We start from the raw sequence: 16,490 nt of genomic DNA, 5'->3' as shown, positions 1-16,490 counted from the left end.
CGGTAACACCTGTCCGGAAGCGGGGCCAGTGAGCATGACCCACTACAAGAGCAACCTGCGGGACCTCGAGTTCAACCTCTTCGAGGTCTTCGGGGCGGACCGGGCGTTCGGCCAGGAGCCGTACTCCGACCTCGACGTCGACACCGCGCGCAGCATCCTCGCCGAGGTCGACCGTCTCGCCCGCGAGGATCTGGCCGCCAGCTACACGGACAGCGACCGCAACCCGCCGGTCTTCGACCCGGCCACCCACACCGCTCCGCTTCCGGAGTCGTTCAAGAAGTCGTACCGGGCCTTCATGGAGTCGGAGTTCTGGCGGCTGGACCTCCCGTCGGAGCTGGACGGCACCAACGCGCCCCGGGCTCTCTGGTGGGCCCTCGCCGAGCTGGTGCTCGGCGCGAACGCCCCGGTCTGGATGTACGCCTCCGGCCCGTCCTTCGCCCACGTCCTGCACGTCGAGGGCACCGAGCGGCAGAAGAAGTGGGCCAAGCTCTTCATCGAGAAGCAGTGGGGCTCCACGATGGTCCTCACCGAGCCGGACGCCGGCTCGGACGTCGGCGCCGGCCGCACCCGGGCCATCCCGCAGCCCGACGGGTCCTGGCACATCGAGGGCGTGAAGCGCTTCATCACGTCCGGTGAGCACGACCTGACCGACAACATCGTCCACTACGTGCTGGCCCGTCCGGTCGGCGTCGAGGGCGTGGGCGGCCCGGGCACCAAGGGCCTCTCCCTCTTCATCGTGCCGAAGTACCACTTCGACGAGGAGACCGGCGAGCTGGGCGAGCGCAACGGCGTCTTCGCCACCAACGTCGAGCACAAGATGGGCCTCAAGGTCTCCAACACCTGCGAGATGACCTTCGGCGAGCACGGTGTGCCGGCCAAGGGTTGGCTGCTGGGCGACAAGCACGACGGCATCCGGCAGATGTTCATGATCATCGAGTACGCCCGGATGATGGTCGGCACGAAGGCCATCGCCACCCTCTCCAGCGGCTACCTGAACGCGCTCGAGTACGCCAAGAACCGGGTCCAGGGCGCCGACCTCGTCCAGCAGGCCGACAAGACCGCGCCGCGGGTGACCATCACCCACCACCCGGACGTGCGCCGTTCGCTGCTGCTCCAGAAGTCGTACGCCGAGGGCCTGCGCGCGCTCGTCTGCTACACCGCGTCCTGGCAGGACAAGGTCGCCATGGCCGAGGCGGCCGGCGACGAGAAGGCCACCAAGCTCGCGAAGCGGGTCAACGACCTGCTCCTGCCGCTGGTGAAGGGTGTCGGCTCGGAGCGGGCGTACGAGCTGCTCGGCCACGAGTCGCTGCAGACGTTCGGCGGCTCCGGCTTCCTCCAGGACTACCCGCTCGAGCAGTACGTGCGGGACGCGAAGATCGACACCCTGTACGAGGGCACCACCGCCATCCAGAGCCTCGACCTGATCTTCCGGAAGATCGTCCGGGACAACGGCAAGGCGCTCATGGCGGTCGCCGGCGAGATCCAGGAGTTCATCACCTCCGAGGCCGGCAACGGCCAGCTCAAGGAGGAGCGGCAGGCGCTCGGCAAGGCGCTCGCCGAGATCCAGACGATCGTCGGCGTGATGACCGGCTGGCTGGGTGCGGCGCAGGGCGGTGACACCCGGGCCCTCTACAAGGTCGGGCTGAGCAGCCGGCGGTTCCTGCTGGCGGTCGGCGACCTGGTGGTGGGCTGGCTGCTCCAGAAGCAGGCCGACGTGGCGCTGCGGGCGCTGGGCGGCGAGGTCTCGGCGGCCGACAAGGCGTTCTACACCGGCAAGGTGGCCGCCGCTCGCTTCTTCGCCCGCGAGGTGCTGCCCCGCATCGGCGCCGACCGGCGGATCATCGAGGGCACCGACCTGGACGTCATGGACCTCCCGGAAGAGGCCTTCTGATTTCCACCGTTCCCTCGCGGACGGGACGACCGGAGCTTCTCCGGCGATGACCGGCACGACGGCCGGCGGGCGACGACCCCGCCGGCCGTCCCCTTTCCCCCGATCCCGGTCACTCGGGAGGCACGCCGCGAAGGCGGGGCCGACCGCGCGGGATCGCCGCCCGGCGGGACCGCATTCGATGCGGGGCGTCGGGTGGGTTCGCCGTCGGGGCGGGTAACCCCCGCGGGACCACGTCGGAACACGCCCGGACCCATCGCACGGGGGAGTGCAGCGGACATGGGCATTGGTAGTGGAATCTTCCTGATCGCGGTCGGCGCGATCCTCACCTTCGCCATCAGGGCCAACGTCTGGTGGGTCGACCTGCGCGCGGTCGGCTGGGTGTTCATCCTGGCCGGGCTCGCCGTCCTGCTCACCACGCTCTGGTACTGGCAGGACCGGCGCAAGCGGGCGCGGACCCTCATCGTGGAGGAGAACCGGCTGTCCCATCCCACCGCGATGATGCCGCCGCCACCCGACCCGCCGCCGCCGACGGCACCACCCTCCTGAGACGCGTACGCCGAGCCACCCGCCCGAGACCGGGCGGGTGGCTCAGCTACGTGCGGTGTACGCCGCGCTGAGCGGTGCGCCGTCCCGGTCCAGTTCCGCCCACGGACGAGGGCTCCCGTGCACCGCGATGCCGGTCGTCCGCAGCCCCTCGGGATCCGCCCGGCCCGGGTCCAGCACCGCCGACAACAGCGAGATCGCCGGATTGTGCGCGATCAGCAACACCGTGCGGGCGGCCGGATCCACCCGCCGGACGAGCGTCAGCAGGTCCTCCGGATGCGCCTCGTACGCGTCGGGCTCGTACCGGACGTCCGGGCCCGGACCGGCCGGGCCGCCCTCCGGCGGTGAACCCGTCATGCCCATCGCCACCCCGTGCCAGGTCTCCCGGGTCCGCCGGGCGGTCGAGCAGAGCACCACGTCCGGCAGCAGGCCGTGCTTGGCGAGCCACGCGCCGGCGCTCTCCGCGTCCGCCCGCCCGCGGTCGGTCAACGGCCGGTCCGCGTCCGGCCCCTGCTCGGACTGCTCGGCCTTCGAGTGGCGCAGCAGCACCAGTGTCCGTCCGTCGGCGTACGCGTCCGTCATGCCCCCAGCTTGCCCGATTGGCGATCACCGTGCCGGGGTAAGTCGATGGATGCCGCAACCTCACCGATGGCCGCGGCGGGACGTAACGCCAGCTGAGAGCCGAGGAGGCGACCATGGGCATTGGTGGCAGCATCTTCCTGATCGCACTGGGTGCGATCTTCGCGTTCGCCGTGGAGGCCGACCTGGGCTGGCTCGACCTCTCCGTCGTCGGCTGGGTGCTGATGCTCGCCGGCGTCGCGGCGCTGCTCGTCACCCTCTACTTCTGGAACAGCCGCCGGCGCACGGTGGTGACCACGGCCCCGGCCCGGACCGACCGCGTGGTGACCGACCGGGTGGTGCCGGTGCAGGACGACCGGGTGGTGGAGGAGTACCGCGAGGTGCGCCGGCCGGGCCGCACCGTCTGACCCCCACCCCGGCGGGGGCCCGTCCCATCGTGCGCGTGGGGACGGGCCCTCGTCGTGGTCAGGCGAAGAGCGCGAAGTAGATGGCGATGTGGTGGCAGATGGCGGCCACCAGGGTGCAGGCGTGGAAGAACTCGTGGTGGCCGAAGACCGTGGGCCACGGGTTCGGCCGGCGGAGCGCGTAGAAGACGGCGCCCACGCTGTAGACGGCGCCGCCGGCGAGCAGCAGGACCAGGGCGGTCACGCCGCCGCCGTCGAGGATCTGCGGCAGCATCGCCACCGCGACCCACCCGAGTGCCAGGTAGAGCGGGGCGGACACCCAGCGTGGGGCGTGCGGCCAGACCACCTTCAGCGCCACGCCCGCGAGCGCCCCGCCCCACACCACCGAGAGCATCACGGTGGCCGGGCGCTGCTCCAACAGTAGGGCGCTGAACGGCGTGTACGTGCCCGCGATGAACACGAAGATCATCGAGTGGTCCATGCGGCGCATGATCTGGTAGCCGCGCTCCGACCACACGCGACGGTGGTAGAGCGCGCTGGTGCCGAAGAGCCCGCAGACGGTCAGGCTGTAGATGACGCAGCTGACGAGCGGCGCCCAGCCCGGTCTGGTGGCGGCGACCGCGCAGAGCACGATCCCGCACACCACGGCCACGAAGAAGGCGTACGTGTGCAGCCAGCCGCGCATCCGGGGCTTGCCAATGTCGGCCGGCTTGAGCCGGAACGGTGCGGAGGTCGTCACGTCCATAGGTTACGGCACCGTAGGTTACCTGTAGGTAGTGCGACTCGTCACGCCCGTCCACCCGCGACGGTACGGCGGCCCGCGGCGCCGGTCCGCCAAGATGGCGGCATGCGGATCCGACCCGTCGGGATGCACGCCCTGCTGCTCGACTGCGCCGACCCGGGCGACCCGTCCGCCGACGTGGCCGGCCTCGTCGAGGCGTGGCGGGCCGAGCTCACCGCCCGCCGCGAGCGCGGTGAGCTGACCGCCACGGAGATCGTCCCGGCGGCCGCCACCGTCCTGCTGGACGGCGTACCCGATCCGACGGCGGCCGCCCGGCTCATCGCCACCTGGACACCGCGGACGGCCAGCGCCGGTGGCGCGGCCGGGCTCGTCGAGGTCCCCGTGACGTACGACGGTGCGGACCTGCCGATCGTCGCGCAGCGCTGGGGCACCACCGTGCCGGCGGTGGTCGACCGGCTGGCCCGCACCGAGTTCCGGGTGGCCTTCTGCGGTTTCGCCCCCGGCTTCCCGTACCTCACCGGGCTCCCGGCCGACCTCGCGCTGCCCCGACTGCCGACACCCCGGCCCCGCGTCCCGGCCGGCTCGGTCGCGCTGGCCGGCCCGTACGCGGGTATCTACCCGAGCGCGTCCCCGGGCGGCTGGCTGCTGGTCGGCCGGACCGGGATGGTGCTCTTCGACGTGGCCGGCGATCCACCGGCCCGGCTCACCCCCGGCACCCGCGTCCGCCTGGTGGCGACGTGACCGCCGGACACCAGCCGGCGGGCGAAATCGAGGTGCTCCGGGCGGGGGCGCTCACCACCGTGCAGGACCTCGGCCGTCCCGGCTACGCGCACCTCGGCGTGCCCCGCTCCGGTGCCCTCGACCCGGCCGCGCTGCGGCTGGCCAACCGCCTCGTCGGCAACCCGGAGGCCGCCGCCGGGCTGGAGATCACCGCGACCGGCTGCACGCTGCGCCTCACCCGGGCGGCCACCGTGGCCGTCACCGGCGCCGACGCGGAGATCCGGGTCGGCGCGCGTCCGGGCGACGTGGGCCGGCCGCTCTCCGTACCGGCCGGGGCGGTGTTGCGGATCGGCCCGGCCAGCCGAGGGGTCCGCAACTGGCTGGCCGTCGGCGGCGGTGTCGACGTACCGCCCGTGCTCGGCAGCCGGGCCACCGACACCCTCTCGGGGCTCGGCCCGCCCCCGCTGCGCGACGGCGACCGGCTGCCCCTGGGCACGCCGGCCGGACCGCCCCCGCCGGTCGACCTGACCGTCGGCCCGCCACCCCGGGACGAACTGCGGCTCACCCTCCGGCTCGGCCCGCGCGACGACTGGTTCACCCCGGCCGCACTCGACCGGCTGTTCGGCACGGCGTACACCGTGAGCCCGCTCAGCAACCGGATCGGCGCGCGACTCGCCGGCGCGCCGCTGCCCCGCGCGGTCACCGGCGAACTGCCCAGCGAGGGCGTCGTGCTCGGTGCGGTGCAGGTGCCCGCCGACGGCCAACCGCTGATCTTCCTGGCCGACCACCCGACGACCGGCGGGTACCCGGTCGTCGGGGTGGTGGCCGACGTGACCCCCCTCGCGCAGGCCCGCCCAGGCACTACCGTCAGGTTCCATGGACCTCAACGCTGACCTCGGCGAGGGCTTCGGCATCTGGCGGCTCGGCGACGACGAGGCTCTGCTCGGCCTCATCACCTCCGCGAACGTTGCCTGCGGGTTCCACGGCGGCGACCCGTCCACCATGCGCCGGGTCTGCGCCGAGGCGGCGCGGCGGGGGGTCGCCGTGGGCGCCCAGGTCGGCTACCGCGACCTGGCGGGGTTCGGCCGGCGGCACATCGCGTACGACTTCGCGGAGCTGCGCGACGAGGTCATCTACCAGCTCGGCGCCCTGGACGCGTTCTGCCGGGCGTTCCGCACCCGCGTGCGCTACCTGAAACCGCACGGCGCGCTCTACCACGCCGCCTCTCGGGACGAGTCACAGGCGGCCGCGCTGGTGGCAGCCGTCAACGAGTACGACGACCAGCTCCCGCTGCTCTGCGCGCCCGGCTCGGTGCTCGCCCAACTGGCCGTCGGCGCCGGGCTGCGCGTGGTCGCCGAGGGCTTCGCCGACCGGGGCTACCTGCCCAACGGGACACTCGTGCCCCGCAACGCGCCCGGCGCGCTCGTCACCGACCCGGAGCAGGTCGCCGAGCGGGCCGTGCGCATGGCCACCGAGCGGACCGTGGTGGCGGTGGACGGCAGCGTGGTGCCCTGCCAGGTGGAGTCGATCTGCCTGCACGGGGACAGCCCCGGCGCCGTCGCCTCGGCGGAGATGGTCCGCGCCGCGCTCATCGACGCCGGGGTCGCGCTCAGCCCGTTCGCGTGACGCGAGGGGCCCTTCCCGGCTCACCGCGTCGAGAAGGGCCCTCCGCCACGGAGCCTCAGGCGTCCAGACCGCGCAGCACCAGGGGCAGGCGTGCCGCGCCGTCGTCGACCACGCGCACCGGCACCCCCCAGTCCTGCCGCGTCAGGTGGCAGGCCGCGTGCTCGACGTCCGCGTCGCACGTCGCCGCCTGGGCGGTCACCTGGAGCACACCGCCGTCCACCGCACTGTTGATCACCAGGCGCCGGGACAGCTCGGTGGTCGTCCCCGTCCCTTCCAGCAGCAGCTCCGGCGGGGAGGCGGACACGACGAGCCGGGTGGAGGGCCCGTACGTCTCGTCCAGCTTCTGCCCCGGCGCCGGGGTGAAGATCACGTCCAGCGTCAGCTCGCCCGGCGCCACGTCCGTCGGCTTCCGCTCGGTGCGGTGCCGGGGCCCGTCCACCGTGTTCGCGCCCGCGGCGGCCAGCGCGCCGGGCGCCAGCCGGGTGAGCCGGTGCGCGGCGGACTCCACGACCAGCACCTCCCCGGCCGGGGTGAGCACCACGTCGCTCGGCTCCGCGAGGCCGTCGGCGACGGTCGACACCTGGTCCGTCGCCGGGTCGAAGCGGCGGACCGCGCCGTTGTACGTGTCGGCGATCAGCACCGACCCGTCCGGCAGCGCGCACACGCCGAGCGGGTGCTGGAGCAGCGCCGAGGACGCCGGCCCGTCGACGTGGCCGAAGTCGAAGAGACCCTGCCCGACCGCCGTGCCCATCACGCCGTTCTCGACGTACCGGATCGCGCTGGTCTCGCTGTCGGCCACCCAGAGCCGGGCACCGTCGGCGGAGACGGAGAGACCGGACGGCTGGGCCATCCACGCCTCGGCCAGCGGGCCGTCCCGCAGCGCCTCCACGGTGGTGCCCGCGTACATGCCGGCGGTCCGCTTCACCGGATCGAACCACCAGAGCTGGTGGATGCCCGCCATCGCGATGACGACCTTGTCGTCGTACCAGGCCAGGTCCCAGGGGGACGACAGGTCCACGGCGAGGGCGTCGTGGGCGTGGTCGTCGACCGTCGAACGCCACGGCCGCCCGCTGCCGGCCACCGTCACCACCTCGCCGGTCGCCAGCCGTACGCCCCGCAGCAGGTGGTTGACCGTGTCGGCGACGACCAGGTCGTACCCGGCCACCTCGGCCACCTGCGGCGGCAGCAGGCAGAGCCCCTGCGGCTCGGAGAACGTGGCCGCGGCGGCCGGCCCGTCGGCGCGGCCCCGCTCACCCGACCCGATCCGGCGGACCAGGGTCTCCGCGCCCGGCGCCAGCTCGACCAGCGAATGCCGGGCCGAGTCGGAGACCAGCAGGTTGCCGTTCTCCAGCAACACCGCCTTGCCCGGGAAGCGCAGGACGGTCTCCGGTTCGGCGGGCGGCACGTACGGGCCGTCGCCCCGGTGCAGGGTGCCCTTCGCCTCGTGGGTGGCGATCAGCTCGTCGATCAGCCGAGCCAGCCCCTCGGCGTGCCCCTCGCCGGCCATCGTGGCCACCACGTACCCCTCGGGGTCGATCACCACCAGGGTCGGCCAGGCGCGGGCGGCGTACTGCTGCCACATGTTCAGCTCAGGGTCGTCGAGCACCGGGTGGTGGACGCCGTACCGCTCGACCGCCGCCGCGAGCGCGTCCGCGTCCTTCTCGTGCTCGAACTTCGGGGAGTGGACGCCGATCACCACGAGGACGTCGCCGTACTTCTCCTCCAGCGGCCGCAGCTCGTCCAGCACGTGGAGGCAGTTGATGCAGCAGAAGGTCCAGAAGTCCGCGATGACGATCTTGCCGCGGAGGTCGGCGAGGGTGAGATCGCGGTCGCCGGTGTTCAACCAGCCCCGGCCGCGCAGCTCGGGAGCCCGTACTCGTGCGCTCATGGGCCCCAGTCTGCCGGACCCGGAGGGCGGCGACCGGCGCTACCCCGCGCGGGCTCGATCACACCTGGCCGTCCACACGACGGCGGGGCCACGGTCGCCCGTGGCCCCGCCGGTGTCGCGTCTACTGGCTGGTCGCCGGCTTCAGGCACAGCACCCGGTTGGGGCCGTCGCCCTGCAGGACGACGTGCGGCAGGCTCGGGTCGCCGCACTTGTCCTTGTTGTCGACCTTCGAGACGACCGTGAACGCGCCCGCCTCACCGCAGTCCGCCGGTGCGGCGCTCTGGCCGGACTGCTTCACGCACGAGCCCACCGCCGGGTCGAACGCCGCCGGCGCCTGGTCCCCGCCGATCTTGCCGAGCAGGAACAGCAGCCCGAGCGGCACGGCGAGGATGAGCACCGCCGCGGTGAGCACGGCGGCCAGCACCCGTCCGTTGCGGACCTTCGGCGTGGGCGCCTCGGTCTTCGGCTCCTCGTCCGGCTTGAACGCGTCGAACCGGCTCTGGTCGGTGTCCGGCGCGCCCTGCGCCCACGACGGGGTGGACTGCTGCTGCTGCTGAGGCGGCGGCGGGAAGGCCGGCGGGAAGGCGGTCGTGTGCGCCGGCTGCTGCTCGGGCATCGGGGGCGGCCCGTAGCCCGCGACGCCCGGCATCCCGTGATCGGGGGACGGGGGCGCCGGCGGCCCGAACGGGTCGGCCGGACGCTCGCCGCCGGGGTGCGGGCGCACCCCGTTGACCGGACGGTTGCTGCTGGGCGCGTCGGTGAAGGTCGGCATGCCCGGCGGGAACGGTGGCGGGGCCGGCGGACCCGAACTCGGCGGGGCCTCCAGGTAGCCGTTCGACGCCGGTGCGATCCGGTCGCGGTCGTCGAAGGAGTCCGGGCCGGTCTCGGGCCGCGCGTCGGCACCGTACGCCTGCTGCTCGGCCCCGTACGCCTGCGGCTCCGCGCCGTACGCCTGCGGCTCCGCGCCGTACGCCTGCGGCTCCGCGCCGTACGCCGGCCCGGCGGCCTGCTCCGGCTCGTCCGCCGCCTCCGGGCGGGTCGGCCGGCCGTACACCCGGGGCTGCGGAGCGGGCGCACCCGTCGGCAGCACGGGCTGGTCCGGCGGCGGCATCACCCGGCTGGCCAGCGGCACGGCGGCGCTCGCCGTGGCGCGGGCCGCTCCCGCCTCGGGCGACGTACGCGGCGCGGGCACCACGGGCGCGGAGGGTGCGTCGTTGCGGGCGTCGGCCTGCCCCCAACCGGCCTGCTCCGGCTCGTGCGAGTGCCCGGCCGGGCCGGCGGGCGGCCAGTCGTTCCGCTCACCGGGCTGCCCGTCGGCCGCACCGTACGGCGCGGGCGGCGCGAAGTCGGCGGGGGGCGCGTAGTCGGCGGGCGGTTCGGCGGCGAGGCTCGCACCGGGCACCCGCTGCTCCTGCGGCGGGAGCGGCACCACGTTCGCCGGCGAGATGCCCGGCGCGGGGGCGGGCTGGTAGATCGGGCCGTCCTCGGCACGCTCGGCGGGTCGGTTCGCGGAGTCGGCGTCGGTGCGGCCCCACGCCTCGCCGGGCGCCCACGGCTCCACGTCGGGCACGGCCGGGCGCTCACTCGGCGTCCACTGCGGAGGGTTGCCCGTGCCGGGCACGGAGGCGCTGGCACGCGCCGGCGCCCCGGCGTTGGGCTCGGCGGCCCAGCCGCCGGAGCGGGCCGGGTCGGACTGGGCCGAACCGGGGTCGTCCTGCGGCCGGTCCTGGTCCTGCGCGAGCACCCAGTCCGGCTGCCGTGGCCGGTCCTCCGGGGCGGCGCCCCAGGGCTGCCCGGGGTCCTGCGGGGTCGCGGTGCCCGCGCCCCAGCCGCCGGAGGTCTCCGACTGCTGGTCCCGCTGGGCGTCCTCCGCCCAACCACCGTTGGAGCCCGGGTCCTGCTGTGGCGCCCATCCCTCGGCGCCGGCGTCCGCCGTGGGCACCTGCGCGGCACCGCGCGCGGCGGGCGCGCCCGCCCACGCCGGGGAGCCCTGCTCCGCCTGCGCCCAGGCCGGAGTCGCCTGGGCGGCGCCGTTCCAGCCGCCGGAGGTGGCGGGGTCGTCCTGTGTGGTGCCGTCGGCCCACCCGCCGTTCGCGGGCCCCGGCTGCTGGCCACCCCAGCCAGCACCGGGCTGGCCGTTCTGCGGCGACGGCCCGCCGGCCTGCTGCGGGGTCCACCCGCCCGAACGGGCCGGGTCCTCCTGCGGCCAGGTCTGCGGCGGCGTGGCGGGCGGCGGCACCTGGGCCGCGCCGCGGGCGGAGGGCTGGGTGTTCGTCCAGCCGGGCTGCTCACCCGCCCAGCCCTGCCCGGACTGCTCGGGCTGTCCGCCCCAACCGGGCTGGGGTGCGCCGGTGGCGGCCCACGGCGCGGGCTGCCCCGGCTGGGCCGCGGGCGACGTCGGTGCGGCGCCCCACGCGGCGGGAGGCTGGTCCTGCTGTGCCGCCCAGGCGGGGGCGGGCGAATTGGGTGCTGCCGGGGGCGGGGGCGCCCAGCCCAGGTCCGGCCCGGCGGCGCCGTAGCCGTTTCCCGGTTGCGCCGGGCGGTCGCCGTACGGCGCCGGTCCGCCGGCGCCCGGCGACACCTCGTCCGGCTCCTGGCCGGGGTGGTGCGGGCCCTCGGACGTCATCGGTGCGCCTCCTCCATCACATGTCGGCCGCCGTGCCGGTCGGTCTTCTCGGCGTGGCTGCCGGCGTCGCCGGCGTACCGGCCGTGCTGCGCTCCCCGCACCGTATCCGGTGGCCGTTCACGGCGCCCGGGGAGCACCGGTCGTCACTGCCTGTCACCGGACGGTGGCGAACTGCTCGTACCAGTTCGGCCCGTCCCGCGTCGGCGGGCGACGACCGAAGCCCACCGTACCGGGCGCTGCCCCCAGGTGGAATCCCGGTGCCAATGGGTGTGAAACGCCGATGACCCGCCCGGTGGTACCGGGCGGGTCATCGATCTGGAGGAGGTGAGGAAAGTCGTCGCGCGTCAGCTCATGTGACGCTGGGCGATGGCGAGGATCTCCTCGCGGACCGCCGGCGAGTTGGCGGAGCGCAGCGCGTGCTCGATGGCACGGGCGCGGCGGTTGGCGTCGCGGCGGGTCCTGATTCGCTCGATCATGCTCATGGTTGGTCTCTCCTCCGGCTATTCGGTTGTCGGCCCCTTGATGTCTCCATTGAACCCCAACGCGACGGCAACGTCCATCGATTATTAGGTGAGCTGCGACACGAGCCGAATAATCAAAGGTTCTGGCGACGCTGTGCCGACGTTTCTGTCGCCCAACGGACACGGCCGGTGTGCCGGGAGTTCATCCCTGGCACACCGGCCGTGGCTGGTGCGACGGACCGGTCAGGTCCAGGCGAGCAACGCCGCCTCGGGGTCGGCGAGGAAGTCCCCCACGTCCCGGAGGAACTTCGACCCGAGCTCACCGTCGATGATCCGGTGATCGAAGGAGAGGCCCAGCGTGGTGACCTGGCGCGGGCGGACCTTGCCCTTGTGCACCCACGGCATCTCGCGGATCGCGCCGAAGGCCAGGATCGCCGACTCGCCCGGCGGCAGGATCGGCGTGCCGGTGTCCACACCGAACACCCCCACGTTGGTGATGGTGAGGGTGCCGCCGGACATGTCCGCCGGCGAGGTGCGGCCGGCCTTGGCCGTCTGCACCAGGTCGGTCAGCGCGTCGGCCAGCTCGCGGAGCGAGAGCCGGCCGGCGTCCTTGATGTTCGGCACGATGAGCCCGCGCTCGGTCGCCGCCGCGATGCCCAGGTTGACGTACTCCTTCACGACGATCTCGTCGCCTGCCCAGGTCGAGTTGATCATCGGGTGCCGCTTGACGGCGAGCAGCACGGCCTTGGCGACCAGCAGCAGCGGCGAGATGCGGACGTCGCGCCACTCCCGGCGCTTGCGCAGCCGGTCCAGCGCCTTCATGGCGCGGGTCACGTCGACCGTCAGGAACTCGGTGACGTGCGGCGCCGTGAACGCCGAGCGGGACATGTTCTCGGCGGTGAGCTTGCGTACCCCCTTGACCGGGACGCGCTGCTCGCGGTCCGCGCCGAAGCTCGCCGCCGCGGTGACGGTGGCGGTGGCCGGCGCCGGCTCGGTCGCCGCCGTGGCGGCCCGCTGGACGTCCTCACGGGTGATCGAGCCCAGCGGCCCGGACCCGGTGAGCGTCCGGAGGTCGACGCCCAGGTCCTTGGCGAGCTTGCGCACCGGCGGCTTCGCCAGCACCGTGCCCGCCGTAGCGGTGTGCCCGTTGCTCCCGGCCGGCGCGGCCGGTGCCGGGACGACCGGCGCGGCCGGAGCCGCCGTCGCGGCGGGCTGCGTCGGGGCGGGCTGCGCCGGAGCCGCCGCCGCGGCCGTGGCGGTCTGTGCCGGGACGACGCCCTTGCGCGGGCGACGCTTGGCCGCCGTCGTCCGCGGGCCGTAACCGACCAGCACCGCGGTACGTCCGCCCGGCGCGGGGCCACCGATCAGGCCCGGCTCGACCATGCCCTCGGCCGGTGCCACCTCCACCGCGGCCAGCGAGGCGGCCGACGGCGTGGGCAGGTCGCCCGCGGCGCCCGACGGCGCCTCGGGAGTCTCGATCGGGCCGGCGTCGGGGTCGGTGTCGATCGCGATGATCGGGGTGCCGACCTCGACCGTGGTGCCCTCCGGGTGGAAGATCGCCTGCACCCGACCGGCCCACTTCGCCGGGATCTCCACGGCCGCCTTGGCCGTCTCCACCTCGACGATCGGCTGGTTCAGCTCGACGATGTCGCCGACCTTCACGAGCCAGCTGAGGATCTCGCCCTCGGTCAGGCCCTCACCCAGGTCGGGAAGGTTGAACTCCTTGATCCGTGACATGCCGCTCACCAGCCGAAGGTGCGGTCGACGGCGTCGAGCACCCGGTCGAGGTCGGGCAGGTACTCCTCCTCCACCCGGGCCGCCGGGTAGGGGGTGTCGAAGCCGGTCACGCGCAGCACCGGCGCCTCCAGCGAGTAGAAGCACTCCTCGGTGATCCGCGCCGCGATCTCGGCGCCGAGACCCACGTTGGACGGCGCCTCGTGCACCACCACGGCCCGGCCGGTGCGCCGCACCGACTCGTACACCACGCCGAGGTCGAGCGGCGACAGCGTACGCAGGTCGATGACCTCCAGCTCGCGGCCGTCCTCGGCGGCGGCGGTCGCCGCGTCCAGGCAGGTGCGCACCATCGGCCCGTACGCCAGCAGGGTGGCGTCGGTGCCGGGGCGGGCGACCCGCGCGGCGTGCAGGGGGTACGCGTCGGCCAGCGGCGCGTCCACGTCGACCGGGCCCTTCTCCCAGTAGCGCCGCTTCGGCTCCAGGAAGACGACCGGGTCGTCCGACGCGATGGCCTGCTGGATCATCACGTACGCGTCCTGCGGGTTCGCGCAGGAGACCACCTTGAGGCCGGCGGTGTGCGAGAAGTACGCCTCGGGCGACTCGGAGTGGTGCTCGACCGCGCCGATGCCGCCGCCGAACGGGATCCGGATCACCATGGGGATCCGCAGCTTCCCGCGGGAGCGGTAGTGCATCTTCGCCACCTGCGACACGATCTGGTCGTACGCGGGGTAGACGAAGCCGTCGAACTGGATCTCGCAGACCGGCCGGTAGCCGCGGATGGCCAGGCCGACCGCGGTGCCGATGATGCCGGACTCGGCGAGCGGGGTGTCGATCACCCGCTGGTCGCCGAAGTCCTTCTGGAGCCCGTCGGTGATCCGGAAGACACCGCCGAGCTTGCCGACGTCCTCGCCCATGATGACGACCTTCGGGTCGTTCTCGAGGGCGCGACGCAGGCCCACGTTGAGGGCCTTGCCAATGGTGAGCGTCTCCGTGGCCATCAGTGCGCGCTCCCCTCGAACGACTCCAGGTACCGGCTGAACTGCTCGCGCTGCTGGTCGAGCAGGGGCGAGCCGTGGGGATAGACGTGGTCGAAGAGGCTGGTCGGCTCCGGGTCGGGCATCGCGAGCACGCGCTCGCGCAGGTGCACCGACTCCCGCTTGGCCTGCTCGTCGACCTCGGCGAAGAAGTCGGCGTCGGCGATCTTCTGCTTCTCGAGGAACGCCTTCATCCGGGCGATCGGGTCCTTGGCCTGCCACGCCTCGACCTCGCTCGCGATCCGGTAGCGGGTCGGGTCGTCGGAGGTGGTGTGCGCGCCCATCCGGTAGGTGTACGCCTCGATGAGGCTCGGGCCCTGCCCGTGCCGGGCGTTGTCCAGCGCGTGCCGGGTCACCGCGTACGAGGCGAGCACGTCGTTGCCGTCCACGCGTACGCCCGGGAAGCCGAAGCCCGCGGCCCGCTGGTAGAGCGGGATCCGGGTCTGCCGCTCCAGCGGCTCGGAGATCGCGTACTGGTTGTTCTGACAGAAGAAGACGAGCGGCGCGTTGAAGACGCCGGCCCAGACGAAGGCCTCGTTGACGTCGCCCTGGCTGCTGGCGCCGTCACCGAAGTACGCGATGACCGCCTCGCCGTCGTCGGTGCCGGTCCGGCCGTCCATGGCGACGCCCATGGCGTACCCGGTCGCGTGCAGGGTCTGCGCCCCGATCACGATCGTGTACATGTTGAACTTGAACTCGTTCGGGTCCCAGCCGCCCTGGTCGACGCCCCGGAACAGGCCGAGCGGCATGATCGGGTCGATGCCCCGGCAGTAGAGGACGCCGTGCTCCCGGTAGGTCGGGAAGGCCATGTCCTGCGGGCGCAACGCCCGCCCGGAGCCGACCTGCGCCGCCTCCTGGCCGAGCAGGCTCGCCCAGATGCCCAGCTCACCCTGCCGCTGGAGAGCGGTGGCCTCGGCGTCCAGCTTCCGTACGAGCACCAGGTCGCGGTAGAGGCCGCGGTACTCCTCGTCGGTGAAGTCGACGCGGTACACGGTGCCGTCCGGCCCGGTGACGCTGTCGACGCGCTCGCCGTCGGGGGTGAGCAGTTGTACAAGTTCGGGGTCGCCGACCGCGCCCTTCCTGGACCGGGGTGCGGCCCGCCTGCTGCGGGTGGTGGACCCGGGGTCGCCCTTTGCCATCCGTCTCTCCCTGTCGTGTCTGCGTCGGCACCGGGGGGTCACCCGGCCGCGCAAATCCTGCGCCTGCCCGGCTGATGCCGGACCGGTTCCTGGCGGCCGCGCCTAGCCCCGGTGGGGGGTTGCCGCGCGGCGTGAGCCGGATTCAGTTGGCCGAACCCGGTTCGGGAGCGCCGGCGTCCCGCCGCGCCTGCCGCGAGGGTGCGCGGAGGCCGCGGCTGCGTTGCCGTCGTGCTCCATATTCGCAGAGGAGGTGAGGGGGCCCACAGTACGCCCGGCCTGCTCGTTCGGGCACCGATCGCTTCGCGGCCTTTGTCAACAACGGCGCGCGGCGCGCCCGACGACGATCCGGTCATGGTTCGTCACCGTTCGGGCAGTTGGGCATGTCGACACGCTGTAGAGGGCTGGTCAACCCAGCGTCACTCCGCCACCCTGATTCCCGGCGGGTTCGCCGCGATCGGGTGTTTTGCCGCACCCCTGCGTGCCCGGCTCCCCGACCCGACTGTCCACGATCGACCAGAGGGAGGCGCTGGTGTCCGAGCCGGCCGACGGTCCCCCCACGCCGCTGCTCGGCCGGCACCGGGCGGCGGGTGGCTACCGACGGGTGGTGGGGGCGCACCGGGCCCCCGGCTCCGCCGGTCCGCCGCGGGGTTATCTCTTCACTGTCGCGCTGCTGGCCGGCACCGCGTCGATGCCGATCCTCGCGGCGATCAGCGCGGGCTCCGCCACCGTGGGCAGCACGGCGCTGCCCGACCACGGCACCCCGTTCATCCCGACACCCAGCGTGGGGCCGGTGGTCGTCCCGCTGCCGACGAGCAGCCAGGCGGCCGTGCCGCCGCGCTCCACGGGCAGCCCGACGGCGGTGAGCGGCTGGTCGGCCGACTTCCCGACCCGGGAGCCGGACCGGTCGGGCGCCCGCGAGGTGGACCCGACCCGCGGGGCGGTCGAGCCGCCCCGGCGGCCCGTACGCCCGGCGCCACGCCCCACGCGGACCGCGCCGCCGCCGGCCCGGCCGCCCGTCACGCCGAGCCCGTCGCCCAGCGTCTCGCCGACCGACGAGCCGACCGTCAGTCCGTCCCCGTCCGACACGGTCACGCCGTCACCGC

At 74.0% G+C, this 16,490-nt stretch carries 15 protein-coding genes; 6 read left to right on the top strand and 9 right to left on the bottom strand.

Features of this window, described 5'->3' with window-relative positions:
• Positions 1-34 precede the first annotated feature (34 nt).
• Entirely contained in the window at positions 35-1,891 is a 1,857-nt protein-coding gene (locus tag D7I43_RS10365; protein ID WP_120328216.1) for an acyl-CoA dehydrogenase, read from the top strand.
• 276 nt (positions 1,892-2,167) lie between these two features.
• Positions 2,168-2,437, top strand: a complete 270-nt coding sequence (locus tag D7I43_RS10360; protein ID WP_076468661.1) for a DUF6458 family protein — start codon at positions 2,168-2,170, stop codon at positions 2,435-2,437.
• Between the two features lie 42 nt (positions 2,438-2,479).
• On the opposite strand, the gene D7I43_RS10355 is transcribed toward D7I43_RS10360, so the two are convergent.
• Positions 2,480-3,016 carry a SixA phosphatase family protein gene (locus D7I43_RS10355; RefSeq protein ID WP_120328215.1) on the bottom strand — a complete coding sequence of 179 codons (537 nt, stop codon included), beginning with the start codon at positions 3,014-3,016 and terminating at the stop codon, positions 2,480-2,482.
• 113 nt (positions 3,017-3,129) lie between these two features.
• Here D7I43_RS10355 and D7I43_RS10350 point away from each other — a divergent pair, with 113 nt between their 5' ends.
• Positions 3,130-3,420 carry a DUF6458 family protein gene (locus D7I43_RS10350; RefSeq protein WP_120328214.1) on the top strand — a complete coding sequence of 97 codons (291 nt, stop codon included), beginning with the start codon at positions 3,130-3,132 and terminating at the stop codon, positions 3,418-3,420.
• Positions 3,421-3,478: 58 nt separating this feature from the next.
• On the opposite strand, the gene trhA is transcribed toward D7I43_RS10350, so the two are convergent.
• Entirely contained in the window at positions 3,479-4,156 is a 678-nt protein-coding gene (trhA, locus tag D7I43_RS10345) for a PAQR family membrane homeostasis protein TrhA (RefSeq protein WP_120328378.1), read from the bottom strand.
• A 108-nt stretch (positions 4,157-4,264) separates the two neighbouring features.
• On the opposite strand from trhA, the gene D7I43_RS10340 reads away from it, so the two are divergent.
• The 3 genes from D7I43_RS10340 to D7I43_RS10330 are packed head-to-tail and all read left to right on the top strand — an operon-like array spanning position 4,265 to position 6,505.
• On the top strand, positions 4,265-4,900 hold the full coding sequence (locus tag D7I43_RS10340) for a 5-oxoprolinase subunit B family protein (protein ID WP_120328213.1): 636 nt from the start codon (positions 4,265-4,267) through the stop codon (positions 4,898-4,900).
• Positions 4,897-5,772: a 5-oxoprolinase subunit C family protein gene (locus D7I43_RS10335; protein WP_120328212.1), complete on the top strand. Its 876-nt coding sequence runs from the start codon at positions 4,897-4,899 to the stop codon at positions 5,770-5,772. The genes D7I43_RS10340 and D7I43_RS10335 overlap by 4 nt, the downstream gene beginning before the upstream one ends.
• Positions 5,756-6,505: a LamB/YcsF family protein gene (locus D7I43_RS10330; protein ID WP_120328211.1), complete on the top strand. Its 750-nt coding sequence runs from the start codon at positions 5,756-5,758 to the stop codon at positions 6,503-6,505. Before D7I43_RS10335 ends, D7I43_RS10330 begins: the two co-directional genes overlap by 17 nt.
• A gap of 55 nt (positions 6,506-6,560) precedes the next feature.
• Here the strand turns inward: D7I43_RS10330 and D7I43_RS10325 are convergent, their stop codons facing one another.
• From D7I43_RS10325 to D7I43_RS10300, 7 genes are all read right to left on the bottom strand, one after another.
• Positions 6,561-8,393 carry an NHL domain-containing thioredoxin family protein gene (locus tag D7I43_RS10325; RefSeq protein WP_120328210.1) on the bottom strand — a complete coding sequence of 611 codons (1,833 nt, stop codon included), beginning with the start codon at positions 8,391-8,393 and terminating at the stop codon, positions 6,561-6,563.
• A gap of 121 nt (positions 8,394-8,514) precedes the next feature.
• Positions 8,515-11,019, bottom strand: a complete 2,505-nt coding sequence (locus tag D7I43_RS10320) for an LppU/SCO3897 family protein (protein WP_120328209.1) — start codon at positions 11,017-11,019, stop codon at positions 8,515-8,517.
• A 344-nt stretch (positions 11,020-11,363) separates the two neighbouring features.
• A complete protein-coding gene (locus tag D7I43_RS33015; protein ID WP_168222356.1) occupies positions 11,364-11,501 on the bottom strand; it encodes a hypothetical protein in 138 nt (45 codons plus the stop codon).
• A gap of 222 nt (positions 11,502-11,723) precedes the next feature.
• Entirely contained in the window at positions 11,724-13,217 is a 1,494-nt protein-coding gene (locus tag D7I43_RS10315; protein WP_120328208.1) for a dihydrolipoamide acetyltransferase family protein, read from the bottom strand.
• 5 nt (positions 13,218-13,222) lie between these two features.
• Positions 13,223-14,212: an alpha-ketoacid dehydrogenase subunit beta gene (locus D7I43_RS10310; protein ID WP_120328207.1), complete on the bottom strand. Its 990-nt coding sequence runs from the start codon at positions 14,210-14,212 to the stop codon at positions 13,223-13,225.
• Complete coding sequence (pdhA, locus tag D7I43_RS10305) at positions 14,212-15,387, bottom strand: pyruvate dehydrogenase (acetyl-transferring) E1 component subunit alpha (protein ID WP_120328206.1); 1,176 nt, start codon at positions 15,385-15,387, stop codon at positions 14,212-14,214. The genes D7I43_RS10310 and pdhA overlap by 1 nt, the downstream gene beginning before the upstream one ends.
• 648 nt (positions 15,388-16,035) lie before the next feature.
• The gene (locus D7I43_RS10300; protein WP_240032890.1) at positions 16,036-16,479 is read right to left on the bottom strand and encodes a hypothetical protein; all 444 of its coding nucleotides are present in this window, start codon (positions 16,477-16,479) and stop codon (positions 16,036-16,038) included.
• Positions 16,480-16,490 lie beyond the last annotated feature (11 nt).

This window comes from Micromonospora globbae (assembly GCF_003610785.1).
Classification (GTDB): Bacteria; Actinomycetota; Actinomycetes; order Mycobacteriales; family Micromonosporaceae; genus Micromonospora; species Micromonospora globbae.
Note: the sequence above shows the minus strand (reverse complement) of the source record. Positions and strands in the feature narration are given on the sequence as shown.